Consider the following 19,230-nt stretch of genomic DNA (forward strand, 5'->3'; position numbering starts at 1 on the left):
CAGTGGTTTCCAATTATTCGCAGGCAGTTCGCGGCGGAGCAGCTGCGGCGGCTCGAGCACACCGGCAACTAGGCGTGCGAGAGCGGCTCGAAACTTCAGGCGGTTCAGTCAACGTTTTTGCTCTCATCAATGAACTTGACGTGCCTTTGCTCCTCCGGCCGCTCGACGGATTGCTCGGAGCATATCTTAATGTCCCATCGCAAGGGATTCTCGTCACCACTCAGCGCCCCATGAGTATCCAGCGATTTACGGCCGCACATGAGCTGGGCCATTGTCTTCTGAACCATCAGCCCAGCCTCGACGATGAAGCGAGTATCCTCCGTCGAATGCCAGCCAATTTCGATCCGGGCCACGACTATCAAGAAGTCGAAGCCGACGCTTTCGCAGTCGCGTTTCTCATGCCCAAATGGCTGCTGGCCCTACACATGAGGCGGCAGAATTGGACTGTGCCAGACTTTCGACGCGCAAACGTGATTTACCAGTTCAGTCTGCGACTTGGGGTGAGCTACGAGGCGTTGTGCTGGACCCTAGTTCGGTACAGGATGATTGCTGCGAAGCAGGCCCGCGAGCTTTTGCAGACAAAGCCAAAGGCGTTGAAAGAAGCGCTTCTCGCTGATCATCGACCGACAAACTATCGTGGCGATGTATGGCTACTTACCGAACGCGACGCTGGTGCGCTGATTGATGGCAGTCGTAACGATCTATTCGTTCTCAAGCTCACCGAGCACAGCAACGGAGGATATCTCTGGAACATCCATCAATTGCAGGAGAGCGGATTCGCCATCGTCAGTAATGAAATCGAAGCGCTCGAAACAGATAGCGTCGGTGATCCTGGAATACGGCGCGTCACAGCAAGGCCTCCGGAAGAGTACCGAGGTCGCCTTGTGTTGGATGAAACACGGCCCTGGGATCACAATCAGAGTTACTCCAGACTCGAGTTGGACCTCGACCTGACAGGCCCCGAAGGTGAAGGCCTTTCACGTGCTGAGCGGCGAAGACTACTGGAGGCCGCTTGAGTGACTGTAACGATAGACGTAGATTTACGGGCGAAGTTTGGCCCCGCCAGGGATCAAGGTGCGCGACCAACTTGCTTGGCGTTTGCTGCCAGCGACGCCCATGCTGCATTGCGGAGCGGCTGGGATCCTCTGTCATGTGAGTTCGCCTTCTACCACGCACAAAAACGTACCGGGCGCTCTCCATATAAGGGAGCATTTCTCGACGACATGCTGGCCGCGCTTCGCGATACCGGCCAGCCATCGGAAAGTGGATGGCCGTACATTCCGCGTTTGCCCACGGACCTGAGGCACTATCGCCCCCCATCATCCGTCGGAAGTTTATTTGGGCGCGAAAGTCAGAAGACCAGCCACGAAGTCGATCGAGTTTGCGATGCGTTGGATTCCAACGTCCCTGCTATTGTTCTTTCAGTCCTGACGAGAAGTTTCTTTAATCCGCCATCGGATGGAGTCATCGACCAAATCACCGGTGACGAGGTTTTTCCAACGCCGCGACATGCTGTTATCGCGGTCGGCTATGGGAAAGCGGCGACGAAACGTGTCATTCTGGTGCGAAATAGCTGGGGACCGACCTGGGGTTTGAGCGGGTATGCTTGGCTAACTGAGGATTTTCTGGCTAAGCACATGTATGCCTTGGCAATATTGACGGACGAATGTGATGTATCTGGCCATTCCGCCACAGCCTGATTGTGTAAGAACTTGGCGCGAAGCGGTTCGTTGCGTTGATAGCGAACCCGGACACGAGGCGCACAACGTCCTGATGTCAGTCGATGACCCGACCGCCGGGGCAAAGTTGAGCGACGCGAGCGTCAATGCCGTCAATGAATTCTTGCTCCGGCACGACAAATCCGTCCGGACCATCGCCAACACGATCTTTCCTGAGGCACTCTATCATAGATATGGTGCCCCGGAATTCTTCAACCGGTTTCGCGACCGAGTTCTGCCTACGGTACGACGCAACGAAAGATGGTCAGGATACTATTTCGAGCGGATGGTCGATTGGCCCGGCGCCCCGGCCGGCAATCCGCTTTGGGACGTCGTCACGCGTATGAGGGACCCCGCGGTCAGGGCAAGGAACAAATTTGAGCTTGCTCTTTTCGATCCTGCTCGCGACGTTGATCGTTCACCTTACGGCGGACAGTGCCTCAGTTTTCTCAGCTTCAAACTGTTGGCAGGGAATCCGGAGACGCTCACACTCACAGCGATCTACCGGAACCACTACTATGTCGAAAAGCTACTCGGAAACTTGATTGGTCTCGGCCAGTTGATGTCGTTTGTGGCCACTGAAGCCGGACTCAAGATTGGCTCCCTTACCGTGCTGTCGTCACATGCGACAATCGACCTGCCACGATCAGCCTGCGGGGGGACTACAACACGCGGCGAGCTTCGAGCACTCCTCGACGAGATTGATAGTCTGTCTGAAGCCAATACCTAGGCAAACTCAGCGAAAGGCAGAGTTGCCGTTTCCGGTCGCCGGGCCGAACTTGAGAGATTGTATATTGCCTCGATGCCAGCAATGAACTCGCTTTGCCCACCATAGCTCGGATGGCGGACCTGAGAGACAGGAAGGTCCAAATCTGCTAGAGCTTCTCCCGCATCACGCCCAATTGCCACCAAGCGTTTAGGTTGAAGCATCTCCAGGAGTGCCAACAGAAATGGCCAAGTCGCCGAACGCTCCATTTTGCGATGTGAGCGGTTGGTCATGGGATCATCTGGCGCGTGCGGGTGAAGCGGAAACACATTCCACAGCATTACTGGCCTGCCAATTGACGAAAGAAGCTGCCAAGTGACTGTCGCCGTACGTTCGGCAAGTGCCGGTCCTGTCGTAGCCCGAGCAAGGGTTATTCCGCCAAACAGATGTTCAGCTTCCGTGAGATGTGCTTCGTCGGTCAAGGGTACTCCGGTACGCCGTCCCCCCCGGTACCCGAGGTCCCTTGCTATCCAGATAGTATCAGCACGGGCATTCATCGCGGCCTCAAGACACCGCTTCAGGTTCTCGCGTCGAGCGCGTGCAGCATCGACGGTATCGTGAATTGGGCAGATGTCGCTGTACGGATTAAAGGTGTTCACCAAATCTACAGCGGCAAGTTCTTCGACAAAGGATTCTGGAGTGTTCATGTCAACGGCTCGATGTTTAGCCGCCGCTCTACGGCATCTAGGATAACAGTTCCACGGCGATGTTCGCGCAGATAGCGAAATGCTGCGTATCCTTGCAGGATGGCCTCTTCCCACAGCCAGGTCGGACAGTTCTCGGCTTCGTAGCCGCGAACGAACTGTCTGACCTGCTTCAATAGGTCGAACGGCAACTCCCCGGCCTTCAGGTCTTGAAAGAAATCCATCTCCATGGCCTGTCCGAAAATCCAGGTCGCGATCCCCTCCTCGATCAATGCGGCGCGGGCTCCGTCTTGGGCCTCGTCGATCTTTGGCCGACTCTTGCGTTTCAACCGAAAAAGGGAACGAGTGACTGGCGACCAGCCAAGGATAGCGACGTAGGCATAATGGAAGACATCATGGAACCTGTAGTCATCCGGTGTCATGGCGTTGTCCGTCAGTCGATCCCCGATGTTGAGGCCGTTGCAGGTCTGGAAGACGTAGCGTTTGCCACCAACCTCCCGTTCAAAGATGTTGATCTTGAGGTTCCTGGGCAGCTGTTCTTCCGGGGGCAAGTCCGCATCGAAGAAGGGCGGGTATGCCTTCTGGATGGGCCATCGGTCTGTCGTCTTCGCTCGATTCTTGATGGCCGCAGCTTCCAGTGTGACGCCCGCTTCATTGGCCGCGCGAATGAGTATCTCGAGAATCGCGACAAGTCGGGGTCCGAGACGTCGGCGATCCCTTTGGAGCTCGTTGTTCGATTGATCGGCCATAAGAAGCCCGGTTGCAGCCGCCAACTCGATGAGGGTTGCTTCAAAGGCCGGTGACGGTGACTGTCCAGCGGTCAGTACAGACGGCTGCAAAGCCTCAAAGGTGAGCGGCTCTCCGGTTGCGGATAGCCAGTTCTCGCTATCGCTGGCAAGGTTGGTGACAATATCGGCGAACGAGATTTCTGCCCTAGCAGCAACCAGGTTGAAGTACCAAAGTACGTCGCCGAGTTCTTCTGTAACCGCAGCCGCGTAGGCGCGATAGGAGATCGGGTCTCTCTGCTTCTTCTTCACTTCAGAGAGAAGGCTCCCGACCTCTCCAAAGAGGCCAAGCAAAGGGAAGTTGAGGGAATCTGCGTCCCGCCGAAGGTCCGTCGCAAGCGCATCCGCTGAGAATTCCTGCACTGACAATGGAATGAAATCGTCTGACATCCGTCCTCCAAATGTGTGATAGCTGAATGCGAGGCTACCTATATCTTGTATCTGTCATTTGAATCGATTGCGGTCAGTCCGGCAAGAAAAAGTGACTTTGCGCTCACGGGACTTTCCAGGAACCGAAGCTAGGCACACCGAACGGCTAGGGCTGGAGCAATCATAAAGCGGTCTTCTGGTGCGCGGATCATATCTTGGATGACGACTGGTACCCCCGCCGCTTCTTCGTCGCCGACAGCTTCATCAGCGCGTTCACCGCCCTGCCCTCGTCATCGTGTTGCTCGACCAGCATCTGGCCACGGTAGCCGATCCGACCCCATTCCCGCACCAGGCTCACGCCGCCGAAGAGGTCCGGCTGAACGCTCATCCTGTAGAAGCGCCGCATGTTGAGAAACGGGTCGATCCGCCTGAGATCGACCGCCGTCGGAAACACCTCCATTTGCTGCGATTCATCGAACATCTTGCGGTCACCTTGTCTGCGATAACAATACCAAGTGTATGTTCGTGTTTCCACAATGTTCTCTCCCAAAAGGGAAAGGGGGCTCACGCCCCCTTCTCGAACTTCATGACCGGGATGCCGAGCTTCTTGGCCTTGTCGGCGAGGTTTTCCTGGATACCGGTCCCGGGGAAGACGAGGACCCCGACCGGGAGCACATCCAGCATCGCATCGTTTCGTTTGAAGGGCGCGGCCTTGGCGTGCTTGGTCCAGTCAGGCTTGAAGGCGACCTGCGTCACGCCCCGAGACTCTGCCCATTTGGCGGCGATGAGTTCTGCGCCTTTGGGGCTGCCACCGTGCAGAAGGACCATGTCGGGATACTTGGTCCGGACCTGGTCGAGCTTGCCCCAGATCAGGCGGTGATCGTTGAAGTCGGTCCCGCCGGTGAGAGCGACTTTGGGGCCGGCGGGAAGCATCACCTCGGTCTCCGCGCGGCGCTTGGCGGCCAGGAAATCGCGGCTGTCGATCAGGGCGGCGGTCATGTGCTGGCGGTTCACCATCGAGCCGGTGCGGGGTCGCCAGGTGGATCCCGTGTGCTGAACAAACTCGGTGGCGGCGTGATCGCGCATCATGTCCATGCAGTTGCGCCGTTCGACGAGGGTCAGGCCTTCGGCCGTCAGGCGCTCGAGTTCGACCGATTTCACCTCGGAGCCGTCCTGCTCGCGCTGGAGGCGGCGCTGCGCCTGTTCGTTCTCATCGAGCGACCGTTCGATCCGGGCCGTGGCGCGGTGGAAGAGGTTGACCTGGCCCCAGAGCACTTCTTCGAGATCGGGTTCCATGCGGGTGTCTTCCAGGGTCGCAACGAGGGCATCGAAGATGTCGGCGACGGCGACCGCGAGGCGTTGCCCATCGGGCATCGGGCGCGGATCGGGCTCGTCGAAGGGGCGGTAGCCATAGAGCTGCAGCTCGTCGAGTGCATGGGCGGTCTGGGATGCGGTGTGGGCAGGTTCATACGCGTCGTCGTGGGTGTGGATCGCCATCGGTTTCTTGCCTCCGGGGTTTGCCGTGTCCGCGCGTCAGCCCGCGCGGCCTTCATGGGCAGACCCGAGCCGTCGGGGCGGTTGCCCCTTCACCCCGGCTTCACCGGGGCCGGAACAGCGTGGAGGAGGTCGGCAGGGAAGCTATTTGTCTCGCGATGCAAAGGCGGCAGATCGGGGTCCCCACGCGACCTGTCGCGTGGGGTGGTCTCGCCGCCGGCGGAAATAGGTTCCCTGCCGACCTTGCAGGGGCAACCGCTTTGACGGCCTGCCCATCTCTTGAAGGCCGCTCGGGTGACGGGTGGATGCGCAAGGCCTGGGATGGGGTGAGGACGACGATCCAGAGCCACGACTGGGATGCTGCCCCCTGCCCCGCACCCCAGACCCCCCTGCGCGATGCAGCTCAGCTGGGCAGGCGATGCCGATCCTCTGGCCCGATCTGACCTGCCAGATGCTGGCGCAGCGCGTCCTTGCCGTTCGCCCGAAGATCATCGTTGAAATCCCCGAGCCGCGGTTCCAGCAGCCGCACAGGGACCCCGACCTCGGAGGTTCTGGCGCTCAACTTCTCTGCCGCGCGCTGCCCGGCCGGATCGCGATCGATCGCGACGTAAAGGCGCTGCAACCCTTCCGGCAGGCGCACGGCCCCGAGGTGACCGGACGAGAGCGCCGCCCAGACGGGAAGGCCCGGGGCCGCCTCGGACAGGGACAGCATGGTCTCGATGCCTTCGCCGATGACGAGGATGTCGTCCTGCGGGGTGAGCCTGACAGCATTGCCGAGGAGGTGACCCATAGCCCGACGCTGCGGATCGACATCTGCTTTGCCTTTTCCATCAAGCGCAAGCCAAGTGCGATGCACGCCCTGCAGGGCCCCTGTCCCATCGGTAACCGCCGCGATCATCGCCGGTCTGGGGATATTCCGAGTCTGCCCCTCTTCCCGATGCCAGCACTTCGGGTGGCAGCGTAAAGCACCGTTCGCCCCGAATTGGGTGATGCCCCGGGAACGGAGGTAGGTCTCGGCAAGCGTGCCTGTGATCGGGTTCGAGGCAGCAAACAAGCGCGCCGCCGCTGCTGGTGTCCCACCGGGCGCCTTGGCCTTCCTCGGCTCTTGCCTATCCGGGACGACCGGCTGCGGACGGCCAAGATGTGCGCGCGCCTCGGCCAGAAGGTCGGGGAAGCGCGTAATCCCCGTCCTGGCGCGGATGATGTCCAGGAGATCGCCATGTTCGCCTGTGGCCCCATCCGTAAACTTGCCCGCTGCCCCCGGCCCCGACGCAGGCCCGGTCAGCCGCACGAAGAGCGACCGACCGGCATTGTTCTGCAGATCGCCCACGATCCAGTAGGATCCTTCCCGCCGTCCGGCGGGAAGGTAGGCACGACAGACGCCTTCGGCATTTTCTGCCAGATCGCGCACGAGGTCTTCGGTCTTGGAATACATGGGTCAACAACCTCCGCGATCATGTAGACCTGCGACAGGACAACGTGCAAGCAGACGATCCAGTATCGCGACACCATCGGCGTCGGTCGGGCAGAACAGCCGCAGTTTCCAGCTGATGATCTCCGAGAAGAAGCCGTCGGCCTTGAACCGGTCCTTGGCCGCCTCTGGGAAACCCGAGAGTTCGATCCGGTTCGCGCCCATGACGCGCGAGCGGTGCAATTCCATCCCTTCTGACAGGCGCACGACTGTCTTTCCCTCCAGAACGAGGGCATGGACCTGCGCCGCCGAGAGCTTGGGCGCTTCATTCGCCAGCGTGGTCGCGATCCAGGCGGGCGGGACGCGGCGGCCGATGATACGCTGCCCGTCATCCGTCTGCAGGCGATAGACGCGGGTCTCATCCTGGGGGAGCTGCTTCCAGATCGGTAGCAGCAGACCTGCCACGATGTGCAGCGTGGCTTCGGAGAACTCCGGCACCTCGGCCAGTTCCCCAGTCCAGGCTGCGGAGAAGGCCGCGCGGTCGGCCTCGAGCCAGTGGGTGTCCTCCATGATCCTCGCCGGGACTGTGCTGACATCAAGCGGCCGGATCAGGCGCAGGCGCGGCTCGATGGTGCCATCATCCAGCATCAGGCTGGTGGCGGGCACCTGCACCGCGGCGCGGCCCGAGCGGCTGTTGACCAGCAGGCGTGCCTTCGGATCATCGAGCCACTCGAGAGCGTCCGCGAGAGAAGTCGGCGTGTTGCGCCGCTTTTCCGCGATGGTCAGAAGCTGGGTTTCGGCGCCGGAGTCGGGATGAGTGTAGATGATCTGTGCGTCCGTGACGCGGAAGCTCTCGGCGCGCAGTGTCTCGAGCCCGAGGTCGTAAACTCCGGCCGCGATGGCGCCCTCGATCCGCTGGTCGAGGAGTTCTTCGAAACCCGCGAACAACACGGCCTGCATGTCGATCGTCAGCGCCAGCAGGCGATTGAGGAAGGTCGTGATCGGCGGCAGGTCATCCTTCAGCCCGTTGTCATCGGTGAGCTCAAGGCCAGTGGCATCCTCGAAAGCCCCGAGCGAGCAGCCCGCCAGATCGCCGCGATAGATGCGGCGGTAAAGCTGGCGCAGGGCGTCGCGGGCGTAGGGCGACTCGAGGTTATCCTCGGGGCGGAACAATCCCTGACCGCCGGTCTGGCGCTGACCCCGCGTGATGGCGCCAAGCGTGTCGAGACGTCGTGCAATGGTCGAGAGGAACCGTTTCTCCGCCTTCACGTCGGTGGCGACCGGCCGGAAGAGCGGCGGCTGCGCCTGATTAGTGCGGTTGGTGCGGCCAAGGCCCTGGATCGCCGCATCTGCCTTCCAGCCGGGTTCCAGGAGGTAGTGGACCCGCAGGCGCTGGTTCTTCACCCCTAGATCGGCGTGATAGCTGCGCCCGGTGCCGCCGGCATCCGAGAAGATCAGGATCCGCTTTTCGTCATCCATGAAGTCTTGGGCCTCAGTGAGGTTCGCGGCTCCGGCCCGGTTCTCCACAATGAGCCGTGCCGAGTGCCCTTCGCCCTTGCGCACGATGCGGCGCGAGCGCCCGGTGACTTCGGCCACGAGATCCGTGCCGAAGCGCTGGATGATCTGGTCGAGCGCCCCCGGCACCGGCGGCAGCGAAGCCAGCTTTTCGATCAGCGCGTCACGACGGCGGACGGCTTCGCGGCATTCGACCGGTTGGCCGTCTCGCGTGACGGGGCGCGACGAGAGATTGCCCTCGCTGTCGGTGAAAGGCTCGTAGAGCTGTACTGGGAAGGAATGGGCGAGGTAGTCCAGGACATATTCCCTGGGTGTGATGTCACAACGGATATCGTTCCATTCGTCGGTCGGGATCTCCGAGAGGCGGCGTTCCATCAGTGCCTCACCCGTCGAGACGATCTGGATGACCGCCGCATGGCCCGCAGCCAGATCGGCCTCAATGCTGGAAATCAGCGTGGGGGTCTTCATCGAGGTGAGCAAATGGCCGAAGAAACGCTGCTTGGCGCTCTCGAAGGCTGACCTCGCGGCGGATTTTGCCTGGCGGTTCAGCGTGCCCGACCCGCTCGGCCCGTCGGCCGCGCCGGAGATGTTCGCGGCTTCCATTGCTGCGGTCAGGTTGTTGTGGATGATGGCGAAGGCCTCGGCATAGGCATCGTAGATGCCGCGCTGCTCAGGGCTGAGAGCATGTTCCAGCATCTCGTATTCGACACCGTCATAGGAAAGCGACCGCGCCGTGTAGAGGCCAAGCGCCCGGAGGTCGCGGGCCAGGACCTCCATCGCCGCGACACCGCCAGCCTCGATGGCTTCGACAAACTCGGCGCGAGTAGCAAATGGAAAATCCTCCCCGCCCCAAAGCCCGAGACGCTGTGTATAGGCGAGGTTGTGGACCGTCGTCGCGCCCGTGGCCGAGACATAGACCACGCGGGCGTTGGGCAGTTTGTGCTGCAGGCGCAGACCCGCCCTGCCCTGCTGCGAGGCCATGGTATCGCCGCGTTCGCCTTTGCCACCGGCGGCATTCGCCATGGCATGGCTTTCGTCAAAGAGGATCACCCCGTCGAAATCCGCCCCGAGCCAGTCGACGATCTGGTCGATGCGGGATTTCTTGGCCCCGCGCTCTTCGGAGCGCAGCGTGGCATAGGTGGTGAAGAGGATGCCCTCGGTCAGAGGGATGTCGCGGCCTTGGGCGAAACGCGAGAGCGGCGTGACCAGCAGGCGCTCCTGCCCGAGCGCCGACCAGTCGCGCTGCGCATCCTCGAGGAGCTTGTCGCTTTTCGATATCCAGAGCGCCTTGCGTCTTCCTCGAGCCCAGTTGTCGAGCAGGATCCCGGCGGACTGACGGCCCTTGCCCGCCCCGGTGCCATCGCCAAGGAAGAAACCCCGGCGGAAGCGGACGGTGTCAGCGGCATCGTCCGGTGCAGCGAAGACCACGTCACCAGTCTCATCGACGGTCCACGACCCGGCGAGGTAAGCGCCATGCGCTTCGCCCGCGTAGATCACTGTCTCGAGCTGCGCATCCGACAGCAGGCCGTCGCGCAGGACGGCCGGGGACAGCTTGGGGCGGTACGTGGGTTTCGGAGGTGCGACAGAGGCCATGGCCGCCGATTGCACAAGCTTGGTCGGGTGCGATGCGGCGTCTGGGATGTCGATAGCCTGCAGACGGAAGGTCTCGTAGATCGCGTCGGACAGCCGTGCGGCGTCCTCGTCCTCGGCGGCGTCGCGGAGAGCGTAGTCCAGTTCCTCGGCCTCAATCGGCGTTTCGGGTTTCACCATTTCAGCCGCAGAGGTCGCGCGCGATCGGCTGGTGGTTGTGTGAGTGGCGCGGGCAGGACTTCCCGGGAAGAGGGAAGAATGGAACAGATCCGCATTTACTGCCTGTTCCAGTTCGAGGCGCGGCGGAACCTCTGCAGTGACCCGCGACATCAGATGCGCCACGTCCGGAGACAGGGGCTGGCGCAGGTCGGCGGTGATGCCGCCCGGCTCTCCGCTGCGGCATTTATCGAAGACAGAAATCCGCGTCTCGAAGCTCGTGCCGTGCTTGGCGAAAGCCGCGCCCGACACCGCGCCGGTGAAGACGAGATGGGCCGTCTCGGTCAGGCGGCCGAAGGTCTCGGCCCAGGCAGGCGCATCCGGCACGAAACCGGCCCCTGTGATGGCCACGAGCCGCCCGCCAGGGGCCAAACGCGCGAGGGCCGAGCGCAGATGCCGAGCCGTCGCCTCGGTCGACCGACCAGCGACATTGGCTTGCGCCGAGAAAGGCGGATTCATCAGGATGACGCTCGGGCTTGAGGAGGCGTCGAGATGATCGTCGATCTGCGCGGCATCGAACCGCGTGACCGGTCGGCCCGGAAAAAGCAAGCCAAGAAGATCGGCGCGGGTTTCAGCCAGCTCGTTCAGCGAAAGACTGCCGCCCGCGATCTCGGCAAGGATCGCCAGAAGGCCGGTGCCAGCCGAAGGCTCGAGGACTAGGTCGCGGGGCGTGATCTGCGCGGCTGCCAGAGCCGCAAGGCCCATGGGCAGCGGCGTGCTGAATTGCTGAAAGCGCTCCATCTCTTCCGACCGCCGGGTGTGCGTAGGCAAGAGGCCTGCCACCCTGGCGAGGATCGGCAAGAGCGCCGCAGGCGAGCCGGCACGCGCAAGCAGCGCCCGACCGAACTTTCGCAGAAAGAGGATCAGCGCCACCTCGCCCGCCTCATAGGCGAGCTTCCAGTCCCAGGCACCGGTCGCATCGGAACCGCCAAAGGCATGTTCCATCTCGCGGCGCAGGCGCAGCGCGTCGATCTGAAGCCCTTGCGCCAGATCGGGCTGCAGCGCTTCGGCAACAGCAACGATCGCAGGGACAGGATTTGCTGCCAACGGGACAATGGGCGCAGGCAAGGACACCTGCGCAACAGGGGCAAGATGGGTCATCGGGAAACTCCGGAATGAAGGACAGGATCAGGCCCGGACACCCTCTCTCGGGCACCTTCAGGCCTAATCTTTCCAAGCCCCTCTCTCCCTCTCGAACCGACGCACCCCGGACGCTTGGCTTGATTTTGTTCCCGTTATGTTCTATAATCAGAGCCAAGCCAGAAAGGGAGTTCCCCCATGGAAATCACCACGCACGCCCTGCCCGCAACGCCCAAGCAGATCGCCTATGCGCGGTCGCTCGCGCAGCGCAACCGGACCCTCCTGCCCTGGGAAGTTCAGCAAGACCGGCGATCTTTGGGCGCCTGGATCGAAGCTCAGGCCCGGCTGAAGCCAGTATCGGACATGGACCGGCTGCCCACGTCCAGGCAGGTGGCCTTCGCTGAGAAACTCGCCCGGATCAAACGGCGCGCCGTTCCGGACGAATGCTTCCGCGACAGGGGGCTGATGTCGAAGTGGATCGACGGGAACAGGTAGCCTCCGCCTGCCTTTTTTGCGCCAGGGACTGTTGCCCGCATGGGGGGAGACTGCATAGGCAGGCTCCAGTCTGCAGGACCAAGGCCCGGTCCCGGCGGCATGCCGGGAGGTGCCCGCATCGACATTCGGTAACCACCGTAGGTCTGCGGTTATCTCTGGACCCACAGTGTTTGGAGCTGTCGCCATCCAAGGCCGCTCTAAAGTCTCTTTGAAAATATTGATTTTGGAGCACTCATAACACTGAATCTTTCAGCTTTCCAAAGAAGTCGCTAGTCGCCTCTTTGAAGATATGTCAATTTAGGCATCATGGACGCTGCAAGGTCACAGAATCTGAAGAAGTTACTGGATACCGTGCCCGCCGGGTATCTGGTCGATGCGACATGGCTCGTCTCGCAAGGCATCGCCTATGAGAGCTTCCGTGACTATGTGAAGCGCGGCTGGCTGGAGCGCATCGCACGTGGTGTCTTCCGCCGGCCTGTCCCGAATATGCAGGCGTCCAACAGCATCGACTGGAAGACCTGCATCCTTTCGATGCAGCACATCATGGGTCATGACCTGCACGTCGGCAGCACCACGGCGCTTGGCGAACAGGGACATGCCCACTACCTCCGCCTCGGCGAAAGCGCTCCTGTCTGGGTCTATGGGGACAGGGTCCCGAACTGGCTGGTCAAACTGCCGACGGATGCCCCTTTCACTATCCGCCCTCGCTCCTTGTTCGCCGATCCGGAGCTGGGCGTTATCGAGGGCAAGAAATCTGGCCTGCCGTGGGACTGGAGTCTGACGATGTCGACGCCGGAGCGCGCGATCCTGGAAGCCATGGACGAGTTGCCCCACCATGAAAGCTTTCACACGCTCGACATGGTCTTCGAGAGCTTGACGACCCTGCGCCCGCGACTGTTGTCCGACCTCCTGCAGGCGTGCCGGAAGATCAAGGTCAAGCGCCTGTTCTTCGTCTTCGCGGACCGCCACGATCATCCCTGGCGCAAACGGATCGACCCGCAGGCCTTCGACCTCGGCAGCGGCGACCGGGCCCTGGTCCAGGGCGGCAAGCTCCACCCGCGCTATCGGATCATGGTGCCGGAAGACTTCGTGAAACCGGAGACCGAAAGTGGCACGTGAGACCTATGAAGCCCAGGTTGCGCTCCTTGTACGCGTGCTGCCCCATGTCGCGGGCGAAGGCGTCTTCGCGCTCAAGGGCGGGACGGCCATCAACCTCTTCTACCGCGACCTGCCGCGGCTTTCAGTCGATATCGACCTGACCTACCTGCCCATCAAGGACCGCGCCGAGAGCCTGGATGAGATCAACGCCGCGATGGATCGCATCGTGACTTCCATCGAGACCGGTATCCGCGGCGCGAAATCTCAGCGCATCCAAGGGGGCGGCGGCGGAGCCACGCGGCTCCAGGCGCGCCTCGGGAATGCCGAGATCAAGATCGAAACCTCGCCCGTGACCCGGGGCGTGGTCCACGACCCGGAAATCCGGACCGTCTCTGCCGCCGTCGAGGATGCCTATGGTTATGCCGAAATGCAGATCGTCTCGTTCGAGGACCTGTTCGCTGGCAAGCTGCACGCCGCCCTTGACAGGCAGCATCCCCGGGATCTCTACGACGTCACGCTCCTTTACGAAAACGAGGGCCTGACGCAGGACCTGTTCCACACATTCCTGATCTATGTCGCCAGTTCGCCGCGGCCGGCACATGAGCTTCTCGATCCGAACCTGATCGATCTCGCGCAACCCTACGTGCGGGAATTCGAGGGCATGACCAGAACACCCGTCCCTCTCGATACGCTTCTGGCGACGCGCCTAAAGTTGGTCGCCGATCTGCAATCGAGGCTCGATGACAAGGCGAGGCAGTTCCTCCTGACGCTTCAGGACGGCGAGCCTGACTTTGCGGCGATCGACCGCTCGCAAGCCGCTGACCTACCGGCCGTGACGTGGAAACTCCTCAACCTGAACAAACTGAAGCGCGACAACCCCGAAAAACATGCCGCGCATCGCGACGCCTTGTTGAAGCTCTTGGGCTGAGTCACGCCCAGCACCGTCGCGAGGGGCGCTTTGCGTTGGCCGTCCTCATCGCGTCGACGGGAGGCGCCGAAGACGGGTGAACTCAGTCGGCGCTTCCAAGCCCTGTGTTTCGCTGAAACGACCGCGTTTTCGCCCGACGAAAGGCCGAGCGCAGGGCTTCGGTCGGCGAAGGCAGCGAGTCCATCGCTTCAAAGAAGCGCTCATGGTCGATCTGCTTGAGATCGGTGCGGTCAGGGTTTTCGATATCAGGCGTTGCCATCCTTATAGGCCTCCGGGGCAATTACGGTTTTGCGGATTAGCCGACGGCGGTAATCGAATAGTGTGGTGTCCCATCCCACACAAGATCCCAAGACGCGCCCGGACGGACGTTCTGAATTGCATGGGGCTCGAAGCAGACCAGGCAATTCCCGCCCGGTGCAGGAGCCCGGACCGAAGGGTAAATCAGGCCCTTGGATCCGCCCCGGCGCAGATGCTGGGCCAGGCTTTGGCCCTCGGGATACCCGACAACCGGATCCGGATGCAGCGCCGGATGACCTGCCTCATCGGTCATGTCGTCGAAGACGCCGATGAAGTCGGCCAGCAGTTCCACATAGCGGGCGCTGTCATGGAAGCTGCCGATAAAGCCGAGTTCACGCGTGCGGTGCCAGGCCACTTCGCTGACAGAAACCATCACCTCCCATGCGCAGTACCAGGCACCTCGCTCCTCGGTGTTGAAGCGGTTTCCGCCGGCGCGGGTGTAAGTGAAGGCGGCATTGACGTGACTGTCTCCATAGATGCGCAGATCGCGGCTGCGGCGTTGCCAAGCGAGTTCGCGCGGGTCCAGATGCGGGTTGCGCCCGCGTTCGGCCTGTAGACGTCCACTGGTCAGGCCCTCGATCTCTGCCAAGATCTCCATCTCGTCATCGGTATCAACGAGGCCGCGCAGCGATGGTGGCTTGTGGTAGGTGGCAGGCAGGAGACGAACGAGACCGCGATCGGAAATCTCGGTCTGCTTCATGCCCCACCACGCAACGCATCAAGATAGGTCCGAACCGCGAGGATCTGCGGCAAGCCCCCGTCGATGGCGGTGTCGACTGGTCGGCCGCCACCAAAGAGCGGACCGGTGTTCGGTCGGGTGAACCAGCTTCTTGCCAGAGGCTCCGAGAAGTAGAGTTCGAGCGACTTGAAGATGCCAATTACAGCGCTGAGCCGCAGCAGTTGGTCCTTGGTGAGCTCTCCCGCGAAATCCGGCTTCTTGGCGCGCTTCCATGTGCTCTCCGACATGTCGGCAAGGCCAGCCGCTTCCTTGAGACTGAGACCCCAGGCATCGGCCACGCGGGCATAAGCTTTCAACGCGACGGCGTTAACCTGTGCGGGTTCCCGAATTTTCTCTGCGACATACATGGCGTCCTCCATTGGCCTCAATATAGTTCATATGGACTTACTGTAAAGATCAAATGAACCTTACGCTTTGATCTCTGTTACCCGAACCGCCGCCCTCCTTCCGTGAACGTATACTCGTTGACGATGATCCCCTCCTCGATGGCCTCGTCCGAGGTGAAGTGGTCGTATTCCGCCTCGAGCTGGCGGTAGAGCCAGCGGGCCAGATCTCGCAGCGCCTCCGTCACGACTTCTTGCGCGTCCTCGGTCGGCGGCTGCCAGGTCACGCTGTCCCGCGAGACGTCCACTGACATGGTGTATTCATGGTAGTAGCGGCCGCGGTGGCTGGCCTCGGCGGCGAGCTGGTAGAAATTCCGGCGCTGAATGGCCTGCAGCCGGTCGGCGATGCCATGCAACGTCGCGTCCATGGGCGCGTAGTCCCGAATGCGCGCGGCGGCGCCCTTGGCGTGGGACCAGTAGCCTTCGAACGAAGCTCCATCACCCTGGCTCCAGAAGCCGGAGAACCAGATGCAGGGCTTGGCCCGCGTCCCGCCGCCCATCAGGCGGACGGGGGAGGCCTTCAGGCGGATGCCGAGGATTTCGCAGACCCGCTCGAAATCCTCATAGACCGCGTCCCACCAGTCGTCGTGAGGCCCGAGGTCGCGATACCAGCTGCGCGCCTTTTCCTTCGCGGCATCAGAGAGTTCGGGGAACTGGTAGACGGTGGTGCAGATCATCTCAGGCATCGGCGTCCTCCCCGTTCAGTGCCCCCGCCAGCCATTCTTGGGTGCTGGTCCAGCCGATGGATTTGCGAGCGCCGAGATCGATGGCATGCGCGCCACCGCCGAAGGCGTCGAGGCGCGGTCGGGAGCAGGTGAGGGCATACTGGAAGCCCCAGAGACCGGTGAGGTCGAGCTCTTCCGCGAGGCGCAGCACAAAGCGGATGACGGCTTCGACATCGCCGTGCTCGTCGTCATGGAACCAGAGGGTGCTGCCCTCGGACGCGTCCTGGCGCGCGAGGTCGAAGCCCGCGACCTCCGGGTCGTCAGCGTCCTGATCCGCAGCGCGGAGTTCCTGAAACAGCGCGAGCGCGCGGGCGGCCTTGTCGGGGCTGCCGACGTCGAGCAGGCATGAGAAGTGGGTGAAGTAATCCGCCATGGAGACCTCCTGAACAAGGGGAAGACCCGGCCGAGTGGCCGGGCGTTGTGTTGGAATCAAGGGGTGGTTGGGTGCGATCAGCCGGTGGGTCTGTCGCCCGCCGTCTGTCGCGCGGCATGCACGCAGAGCATCTGCCGGTAGAAGCGCTTGCGTGCTGCCCGGAAGCCGCGAACGGCGCGTGTGTCGGGGTGCAGCGTCCGGACCGCCGCCCGCAGGACGGCGTAGGGCGAAGCCGTTTCGGGCAAGCCGAGGCGCTGATAGGCTGGATCGGCCATGTCACGTGACCTCGACCACGGGCGAGGCGAGATGCGGATCGACCTGTGCCTCGATCCGTTCGGTCCGACCCATCCAGGGTTCGGGCCGAATGGCCTTCACCCAATCGGCGAAGCTCGGGATGAAGCCAAGGTCTTCCTTCACATGCTGTTCGCCTACCCACCGGGTCGGGATGATGCGCCCGGTCGAGAGCGTGACGGTCTGGCCGAATATGGTCTCGGCCATGAAGATGCCCTCGGCATGGTGGCGCAGCGCCCGATGCCGAAAGTCGGCTGTGATCTCCTTGCTCTGATCGAACCAGGAATGCACAGCCATGAAGTCGTCGACCGTGCCGCCCCATTTCTTCACCGAGGACAGGGCGTGGTGATAGGGATGTGCCATCGCCGCCCCCTCAGAAATCGTGTGTGTAGAGTTCGGACGAGGTGAAGCGCTCGTTGAACTCAAGGTGGATGCAGCGAGCGCTCGCGTCGAAGCAGAATTCGCCGTAGGCCCCGTCGTTGTTTTCCCAACCGCCATGGGTGTCGGAGAGCAAGTCGTAGGCCAGTTGCTCCAAGACATCTTCGAGCGAAAGCGCCCGCATCTCGACCTCCGGGTCGTCCCAGGTCAATGCGGCATAGGCGATCTGGGTCTTGGGGAAAGTGACTTCGGCGTCGCCAGCGTAGGCTTCGATACTTTCAACCTGGCCGCTATCGCCATAGCCGTCAAAGCTCACGGTCACATGGGTGATGCCCGCGGCAGTCAGGCCATCGAAGAGGCGCTCCTTGTTGGCCGGACGCAAAGCTGCGATCCGCTCGTCACGCTCGGCCTGCCGAGCCAGCATGGCGGTAAAATCAATCCTGGACGGCGCCATAGGCGCGGCCAGTGTGGGTTCGATCTTAGACATTGGAAACTCCGAAATGAGGGAAAGGATCTGAACCCCGAGGCTCTCTCTCTCGTCCTCGTAGGCTCACATCCTCCCCTGCCCTTCTCTGACTCTCGGGCGTCACGCCGCGATCTGCAGGGCGCGAGACGCGAAGACACGCCAGAGCGGATCGACAAGACGGGCATCGAGAAGGTCGGCGTGGTGCCGCAGCCGTCGCGCAAGGCCATGTTCATGCCACTCGGCCGCCCGCATGGCCTGCGCGCGGGTCTGGCTGGCCTCGGACACGACGGCGCGGGCTTCGGCGGCATCCGAGACCGGGTGGCACCATGCGACCCCGCCATCATGAACAGCCCCGGCCAGAACGAGGCGGCCCTCCCGATCGAGGATTGCCAGGATGCGCGGAGTGTCTTCAGGAGTGATATCTTCGGCGTGAACGATTGCCCCCTGCATGGCCTCGGCCAGCGTGGCAAACCGCTCCAGTACCTTGGGGTGTGCCTGCCCAGACATGAGAGCCGCGGGCGCATGGCAAGCCGTCGTGAGAGCAAACGGTAAGTCTTGATCTACAAAAACGGTCAGGAAGCTCGGCGGCAAACCTGTCTTCTGTGTTTCCGGCTGAGTTTGGAGAGGAAGGTCGAACATGGGCATATCTCCGACGGTGCGGAGAGCCTTTCTCTCCGCTTCAAACCGTCAAAGACCAAACCGCCCCCCTCTGACTCGGAAGGGGGGGGGACGGCAGTTGCGTATTCATGTACCGGACTGTCGGACTCAGATCACTGACGGACAATGGCAGAACGAATGAGTCCTAGCCCTGCAAGGGCGAACAGCCCTGCTATCGCGCCCTCAATGACCCGTCGCGTTCTGGTGTAGACGCCCATGACACCCAGTGTCGAAAACGCAATGGCATAGCAGGAGTAGATTGCGACCCCAAGGGCCATGCAAAGGGTTGTTGAAAGGGCGACCTGCGATGTTCCTGTGCGATCTGAGAGGTCAAGCGCCAGGGTCGCCATCCATGCAAAAACGGCTTTCGGATTGGAAAGGTTTAATAGCAAGCCACGCTTGAAATCGCTTCCCGCACCCTCAGCCTCGGGCATTGCCCCTTCGTTCTTGGCAGCCGATCGAGCGGCTCCCAAGGCTAGCCATAGAAGATACAACCCACCGACAATTTTAAGGATCGTCAAGGCCACAACCGAGGCCTGCAAGATCGCTCCAAGCCCCGTGGCTGCTACAAGCCCCCAGAATGACAGACCTACAGACAGGCCCATGCCAAACCGCAGGCCACGTGCCCTTCCGCCACTCATGGCAACTGTGGCAACACCAATTGTTGCGGGACCCGGCGACGCAGCGGCTACGAAAAACGCCGTGGCAACCGTACCCAAACCAACTAAATCAAGCATTCAATACTCTTCTCATTACTTTCATTCATTACACGCAGGCGATCCTCCGGAAAGATGCCTGAAAGAGAGCGCCGG

22 protein-coding genes are annotated in these 19,230 nt (G+C 61.8%); 6 read left to right on the plus strand and 16 right to left on the minus strand.

Features of this window, described 5'->3' with window-relative positions; translation table 11 throughout:
- Positions 1 to 2: 2 nt before the first annotated feature.
- Genes ACP156_RS23255 through ACP156_RS23265 form a run of 3 tightly spaced genes read left to right on the plus strand, consistent with a single transcriptional unit; the run spans position 3 to position 2,448 of the window.
- The gene (locus tag ACP156_RS23255) at positions 3 to 1,016 is read left to right on the plus strand and encodes an ImmA/IrrE family metallo-endopeptidase (RefSeq protein WP_245888632.1); all 1,014 of its coding nucleotides are present in this window, start codon (positions 3 to 5) and stop codon (positions 1,014 to 1,016) included.
- Entirely contained in the window at positions 1,017 to 1,700 is a 684-nt protein-coding gene (locus ACP156_RS23260) for a C1 family peptidase (protein WP_425053748.1), read from the plus strand. It abuts the gene before it with no gap.
- Complete coding sequence (locus ACP156_RS23265) at positions 1,672 to 2,448, plus strand: hypothetical protein (protein ID WP_245888634.1); 777 nt, start codon at positions 1,672 to 1,674, stop codon at positions 2,446 to 2,448. Before ACP156_RS23260 ends, ACP156_RS23265 begins: the two co-directional genes overlap by 29 nt.
- On the opposite strand, the gene ACP156_RS23270 is transcribed toward ACP156_RS23265, so the two are convergent.
- From ACP156_RS23270 to ACP156_RS23295, 6 genes are all read right to left on the minus strand, one after another.
- Positions 2,445 to 3,131 carry a uracil-DNA glycosylase family protein gene (locus ACP156_RS23270; protein WP_425053749.1) on the minus strand — a complete coding sequence of 229 codons (687 nt, stop codon included), beginning with the start codon at positions 3,129 to 3,131 and terminating at the stop codon, positions 2,445 to 2,447. The genes ACP156_RS23265 and ACP156_RS23270 overlap by 4 nt on opposite strands.
- Complete coding sequence (locus ACP156_RS23275) at positions 3,128 to 4,303, minus strand: nucleoside triphosphate pyrophosphohydrolase family protein (RefSeq protein WP_072704046.1); 1,176 nt, start codon at positions 4,301 to 4,303, stop codon at positions 3,128 to 3,130. The genes ACP156_RS23270 and ACP156_RS23275 overlap by 4 nt, the downstream gene beginning before the upstream one ends.
- Before the next feature lie 187 nt (positions 4,304 to 4,490).
- Positions 4,491 to 4,763, minus strand: coding sequence for a WGR domain-containing protein (locus ACP156_RS23280; protein WP_425053750.1), 273 nt, complete (start codon positions 4,761 to 4,763; stop codon positions 4,491 to 4,493).
- Positions 4,764 to 4,846: 83 nt separating this feature from the next.
- Entirely contained in the window at positions 4,847 to 5,779 is a 933-nt protein-coding gene (locus ACP156_RS23285) for a DUF2493 domain-containing protein (protein WP_425053751.1), read from the minus strand.
- 400 nt (positions 5,780 to 6,179) lie between these two features.
- A complete protein-coding gene (locus tag ACP156_RS23290; RefSeq protein ID WP_425053752.1) occupies positions 6,180 to 7,211 on the minus strand; it encodes a DUF7146 domain-containing protein in 1,032 nt (343 codons plus the stop codon).
- Between the two features lie 3 nt (positions 7,212 to 7,214).
- Entirely contained in the window at positions 7,215 to 11,609 is a 4,395-nt protein-coding gene (locus ACP156_RS23295; protein ID WP_425053753.1) for a strawberry notch-like NTP hydrolase domain-containing protein, read from the minus strand.
- A 177-nt stretch (positions 11,610 to 11,786) separates the two neighbouring features.
- Here ACP156_RS23295 and ACP156_RS23300 point away from each other — a divergent pair, with 177 nt between their 5' ends.
- From ACP156_RS23300 to ACP156_RS23310, 3 genes are all read left to right on the plus strand, one after another.
- On the plus strand, positions 11,787 to 12,083 hold the full coding sequence (locus tag ACP156_RS23300) for a hypothetical protein (protein WP_425053754.1): 297 nt from the start codon (positions 11,787 to 11,789) through the stop codon (positions 12,081 to 12,083).
- A 306-nt stretch (positions 12,084 to 12,389) separates the two neighbouring features.
- Positions 12,390 to 13,202 carry a type IV toxin-antitoxin system AbiEi family antitoxin domain-containing protein gene (locus ACP156_RS23305; RefSeq protein WP_425053755.1) on the plus strand — a complete coding sequence of 271 codons (813 nt, stop codon included), beginning with the start codon at positions 12,390 to 12,392 and terminating at the stop codon, positions 13,200 to 13,202.
- Positions 13,192 to 14,109: a nucleotidyl transferase AbiEii/AbiGii toxin family protein gene (locus tag ACP156_RS23310; protein ID WP_425053756.1), complete on the plus strand. Its 918-nt coding sequence runs from the start codon at positions 13,192 to 13,194 to the stop codon at positions 14,107 to 14,109. The genes ACP156_RS23305 and ACP156_RS23310 overlap by 11 nt, the downstream gene beginning before the upstream one ends.
- Positions 14,110 to 14,191: 82 nt before the next feature.
- On the opposite strand, the gene ACP156_RS23315 is transcribed toward ACP156_RS23310, so the two are convergent.
- The 10 genes from ACP156_RS23315 to ACP156_RS23360 all read right to left on the minus strand — a co-directional run bounded on the left by ACP156_RS23315 (position 14,192) and on the right by ACP156_RS23360 (position 19,155).
- Positions 14,192 to 14,368: a hypothetical protein gene (locus ACP156_RS23315; RefSeq protein ID WP_425053757.1), complete on the minus strand. Its 177-nt coding sequence runs from the start codon at positions 14,366 to 14,368 to the stop codon at positions 14,192 to 14,194.
- 36 nt (positions 14,369 to 14,404) lie between these two features.
- Positions 14,405 to 15,106 (minus strand): RES family NAD+ phosphorylase, encoded by a 702-nt coding sequence (locus tag ACP156_RS23320; protein ID WP_425053758.1) that lies wholly within the window; start codon positions 15,104 to 15,106, stop codon positions 14,405 to 14,407.
- Positions 15,103 to 15,504, minus strand: coding sequence for an MbcA/ParS/Xre antitoxin family protein (locus ACP156_RS23325; protein ID WP_088671242.1), 402 nt, complete (start codon positions 15,502 to 15,504; stop codon positions 15,103 to 15,105). Before ACP156_RS23325 ends, ACP156_RS23320 begins: the two co-directional genes overlap by 4 nt.
- 65 nt (positions 15,505 to 15,569) lie before the next feature.
- Positions 15,570 to 16,214, minus strand: a complete 645-nt coding sequence (locus ACP156_RS23330) for an antitoxin of toxin-antitoxin stability system (protein ID WP_425053759.1) — start codon at positions 16,212 to 16,214, stop codon at positions 15,570 to 15,572.
- On the minus strand, positions 16,207 to 16,626 hold the full coding sequence (locus tag ACP156_RS23335) for a hypothetical protein (protein WP_425053760.1): 420 nt from the start codon (positions 16,624 to 16,626) through the stop codon (positions 16,207 to 16,209). The genes ACP156_RS23330 and ACP156_RS23335 overlap by 8 nt, the downstream gene beginning before the upstream one ends.
- A gap of 77 nt (positions 16,627 to 16,703) precedes the next feature.
- Positions 16,704 to 16,901, minus strand: coding sequence for a hypothetical protein (locus ACP156_RS23340; protein ID WP_425053761.1), 198 nt, complete (start codon positions 16,899 to 16,901; stop codon positions 16,704 to 16,706).
- A 1-nt stretch (position 16,902) separates the two neighbouring features.
- Positions 16,903 to 17,280, minus strand: coding sequence for a DUF6915 family protein (locus ACP156_RS23345; protein ID WP_425053762.1), 378 nt, complete (start codon positions 17,278 to 17,280; stop codon positions 16,903 to 16,905).
- Between the two features lie 10 nt (positions 17,281 to 17,290).
- Entirely contained in the window at positions 17,291 to 17,782 is a 492-nt protein-coding gene (locus tag ACP156_RS23350; RefSeq protein ID WP_425053763.1) for a DUF6878 family protein, read from the minus strand.
- A 99-nt stretch (positions 17,783 to 17,881) separates the two neighbouring features.
- Positions 17,882 to 18,400: a DNA repair protein RadC gene (locus ACP156_RS23355; RefSeq protein ID WP_425053764.1), complete on the minus strand. Its 519-nt coding sequence runs from the start codon at positions 18,398 to 18,400 to the stop codon at positions 17,882 to 17,884.
- Positions 18,401 to 18,531: 131 nt separating this feature from the next.
- Positions 18,532 to 19,155, minus strand: coding sequence for a LysE family translocator (locus tag ACP156_RS23360; RefSeq protein ID WP_425053765.1), 624 nt, complete (start codon positions 19,153 to 19,155; stop codon positions 18,532 to 18,534).
- Positions 19,156 to 19,230: the final 75 nt, after the last annotated feature.

The organism is Psychromarinibacter sp. S121, assembly GCF_049801035.1.
Classification (GTDB): Bacteria; Pseudomonadota; Alphaproteobacteria; order Rhodobacterales; family Rhodobacteraceae; genus Psychromarinibacter.

Bases quoted from the DNA above. Each gene is read 5' to 3' on its own strand.
- ACP156_RS23280 (WP_425053750.1), bottom strand. From the start codon at position 4,763: ATGTTCGATGAATCGCAGCAAATGGAGGTGTTTCCGACGGCGGTCGAT.
- ACP156_RS23305 (WP_425053755.1), top strand. From the start codon at position 12,390: ATGGACGCTGCAAGGTCACAGAATCTGAAGAAGTTACTGGATACCGTG.
- ACP156_RS23340 (WP_425053761.1), bottom strand. From the start codon at position 16,901: ATGGCCGATCCAGCCTATCAGCGCCTCGGCTTGCCCGAAACGGCTTCG.
- ACP156_RS23285 (WP_425053751.1), bottom strand. From the start codon at position 5,779: ATGGCGATCCACACCCACGACGACGCGTATGAACCTGCCCACACCGCA.
- ACP156_RS23315 (WP_425053757.1), bottom strand. From the start codon at position 14,368: ATGGCAACGCCTGATATCGAAAACCCTGACCGCACCGATCTCAAGCAG.
- ACP156_RS23290 (WP_425053752.1), bottom strand. From the start codon at position 7,211: ATGTATTCCAAGACCGAAGACCTCGTGCGCGATCTGGCAGAAAATGCC.
- ACP156_RS23320 (WP_425053758.1), bottom strand. From the start codon at position 15,106: ATGAAGCAGACCGAGATTTCCGATCGCGGTCTCGTTCGTCTCCTGCCT.
- ACP156_RS23300 (WP_425053754.1), top strand. From the start codon at position 11,787: ATGGAAATCACCACGCACGCCCTGCCCGCAACGCCCAAGCAGATCGCC.
- ACP156_RS23265 (WP_245888634.1), top strand. From the start codon at position 1,672: ATGTATCTGGCCATTCCGCCACAGCCTGATTGTGTAAGAACTTGGCGC.
- ACP156_RS23275 (WP_072704046.1), bottom strand. From the start codon at position 4,303: ATGTCAGACGATTTCATTCCATTGTCAGTGCAGGAATTCTCAGCGGAT.
- ACP156_RS23350 (WP_425053763.1), bottom strand. From the start codon at position 17,782: ATGTCTAAGATCGAACCCACACTGGCCGCGCCTATGGCGCCGTCCAGG.
- ACP156_RS23270 (WP_425053749.1), bottom strand. From the start codon at position 3,131: ATGAACACTCCAGAATCCTTTGTCGAAGAACTTGCCGCTGTAGATTTG.
- ACP156_RS23330 (WP_425053759.1), bottom strand. From the start codon at position 16,214: ATGCCTGAGATGATCTGCACCACCGTCTACCAGTTCCCCGAACTCTCT.
- ACP156_RS23335 (WP_425053760.1), bottom strand. From the start codon at position 16,626: ATGGCGGATTACTTCACCCACTTCTCATGCCTGCTCGACGTCGGCAGC.
- ACP156_RS23295 (WP_425053753.1), bottom strand. From the start codon at position 11,609: ATGACCCATCTTGCCCCTGTTGCGCAGGTGTCCTTGCCTGCGCCCATT.
- ACP156_RS23345 (WP_425053762.1), bottom strand. From the start codon at position 17,280: ATGGCACATCCCTATCACCACGCCCTGTCCTCGGTGAAGAAATGGGGC.
- ACP156_RS23355 (WP_425053764.1), bottom strand. From the start codon at position 18,400: ATGTTCGACCTTCCTCTCCAAACTCAGCCGGAAACACAGAAGACAGGT.
- ACP156_RS23360 (WP_425053765.1), bottom strand. From the start codon at position 19,155: ATGCTTGATTTAGTTGGTTTGGGTACGGTTGCCACGGCGTTTTTCGTA.
- ACP156_RS23325 (WP_088671242.1), bottom strand. From the start codon at position 15,504: ATGGAGGACGCCATGTATGTCGCAGAGAAAATTCGGGAACCCGCACAG.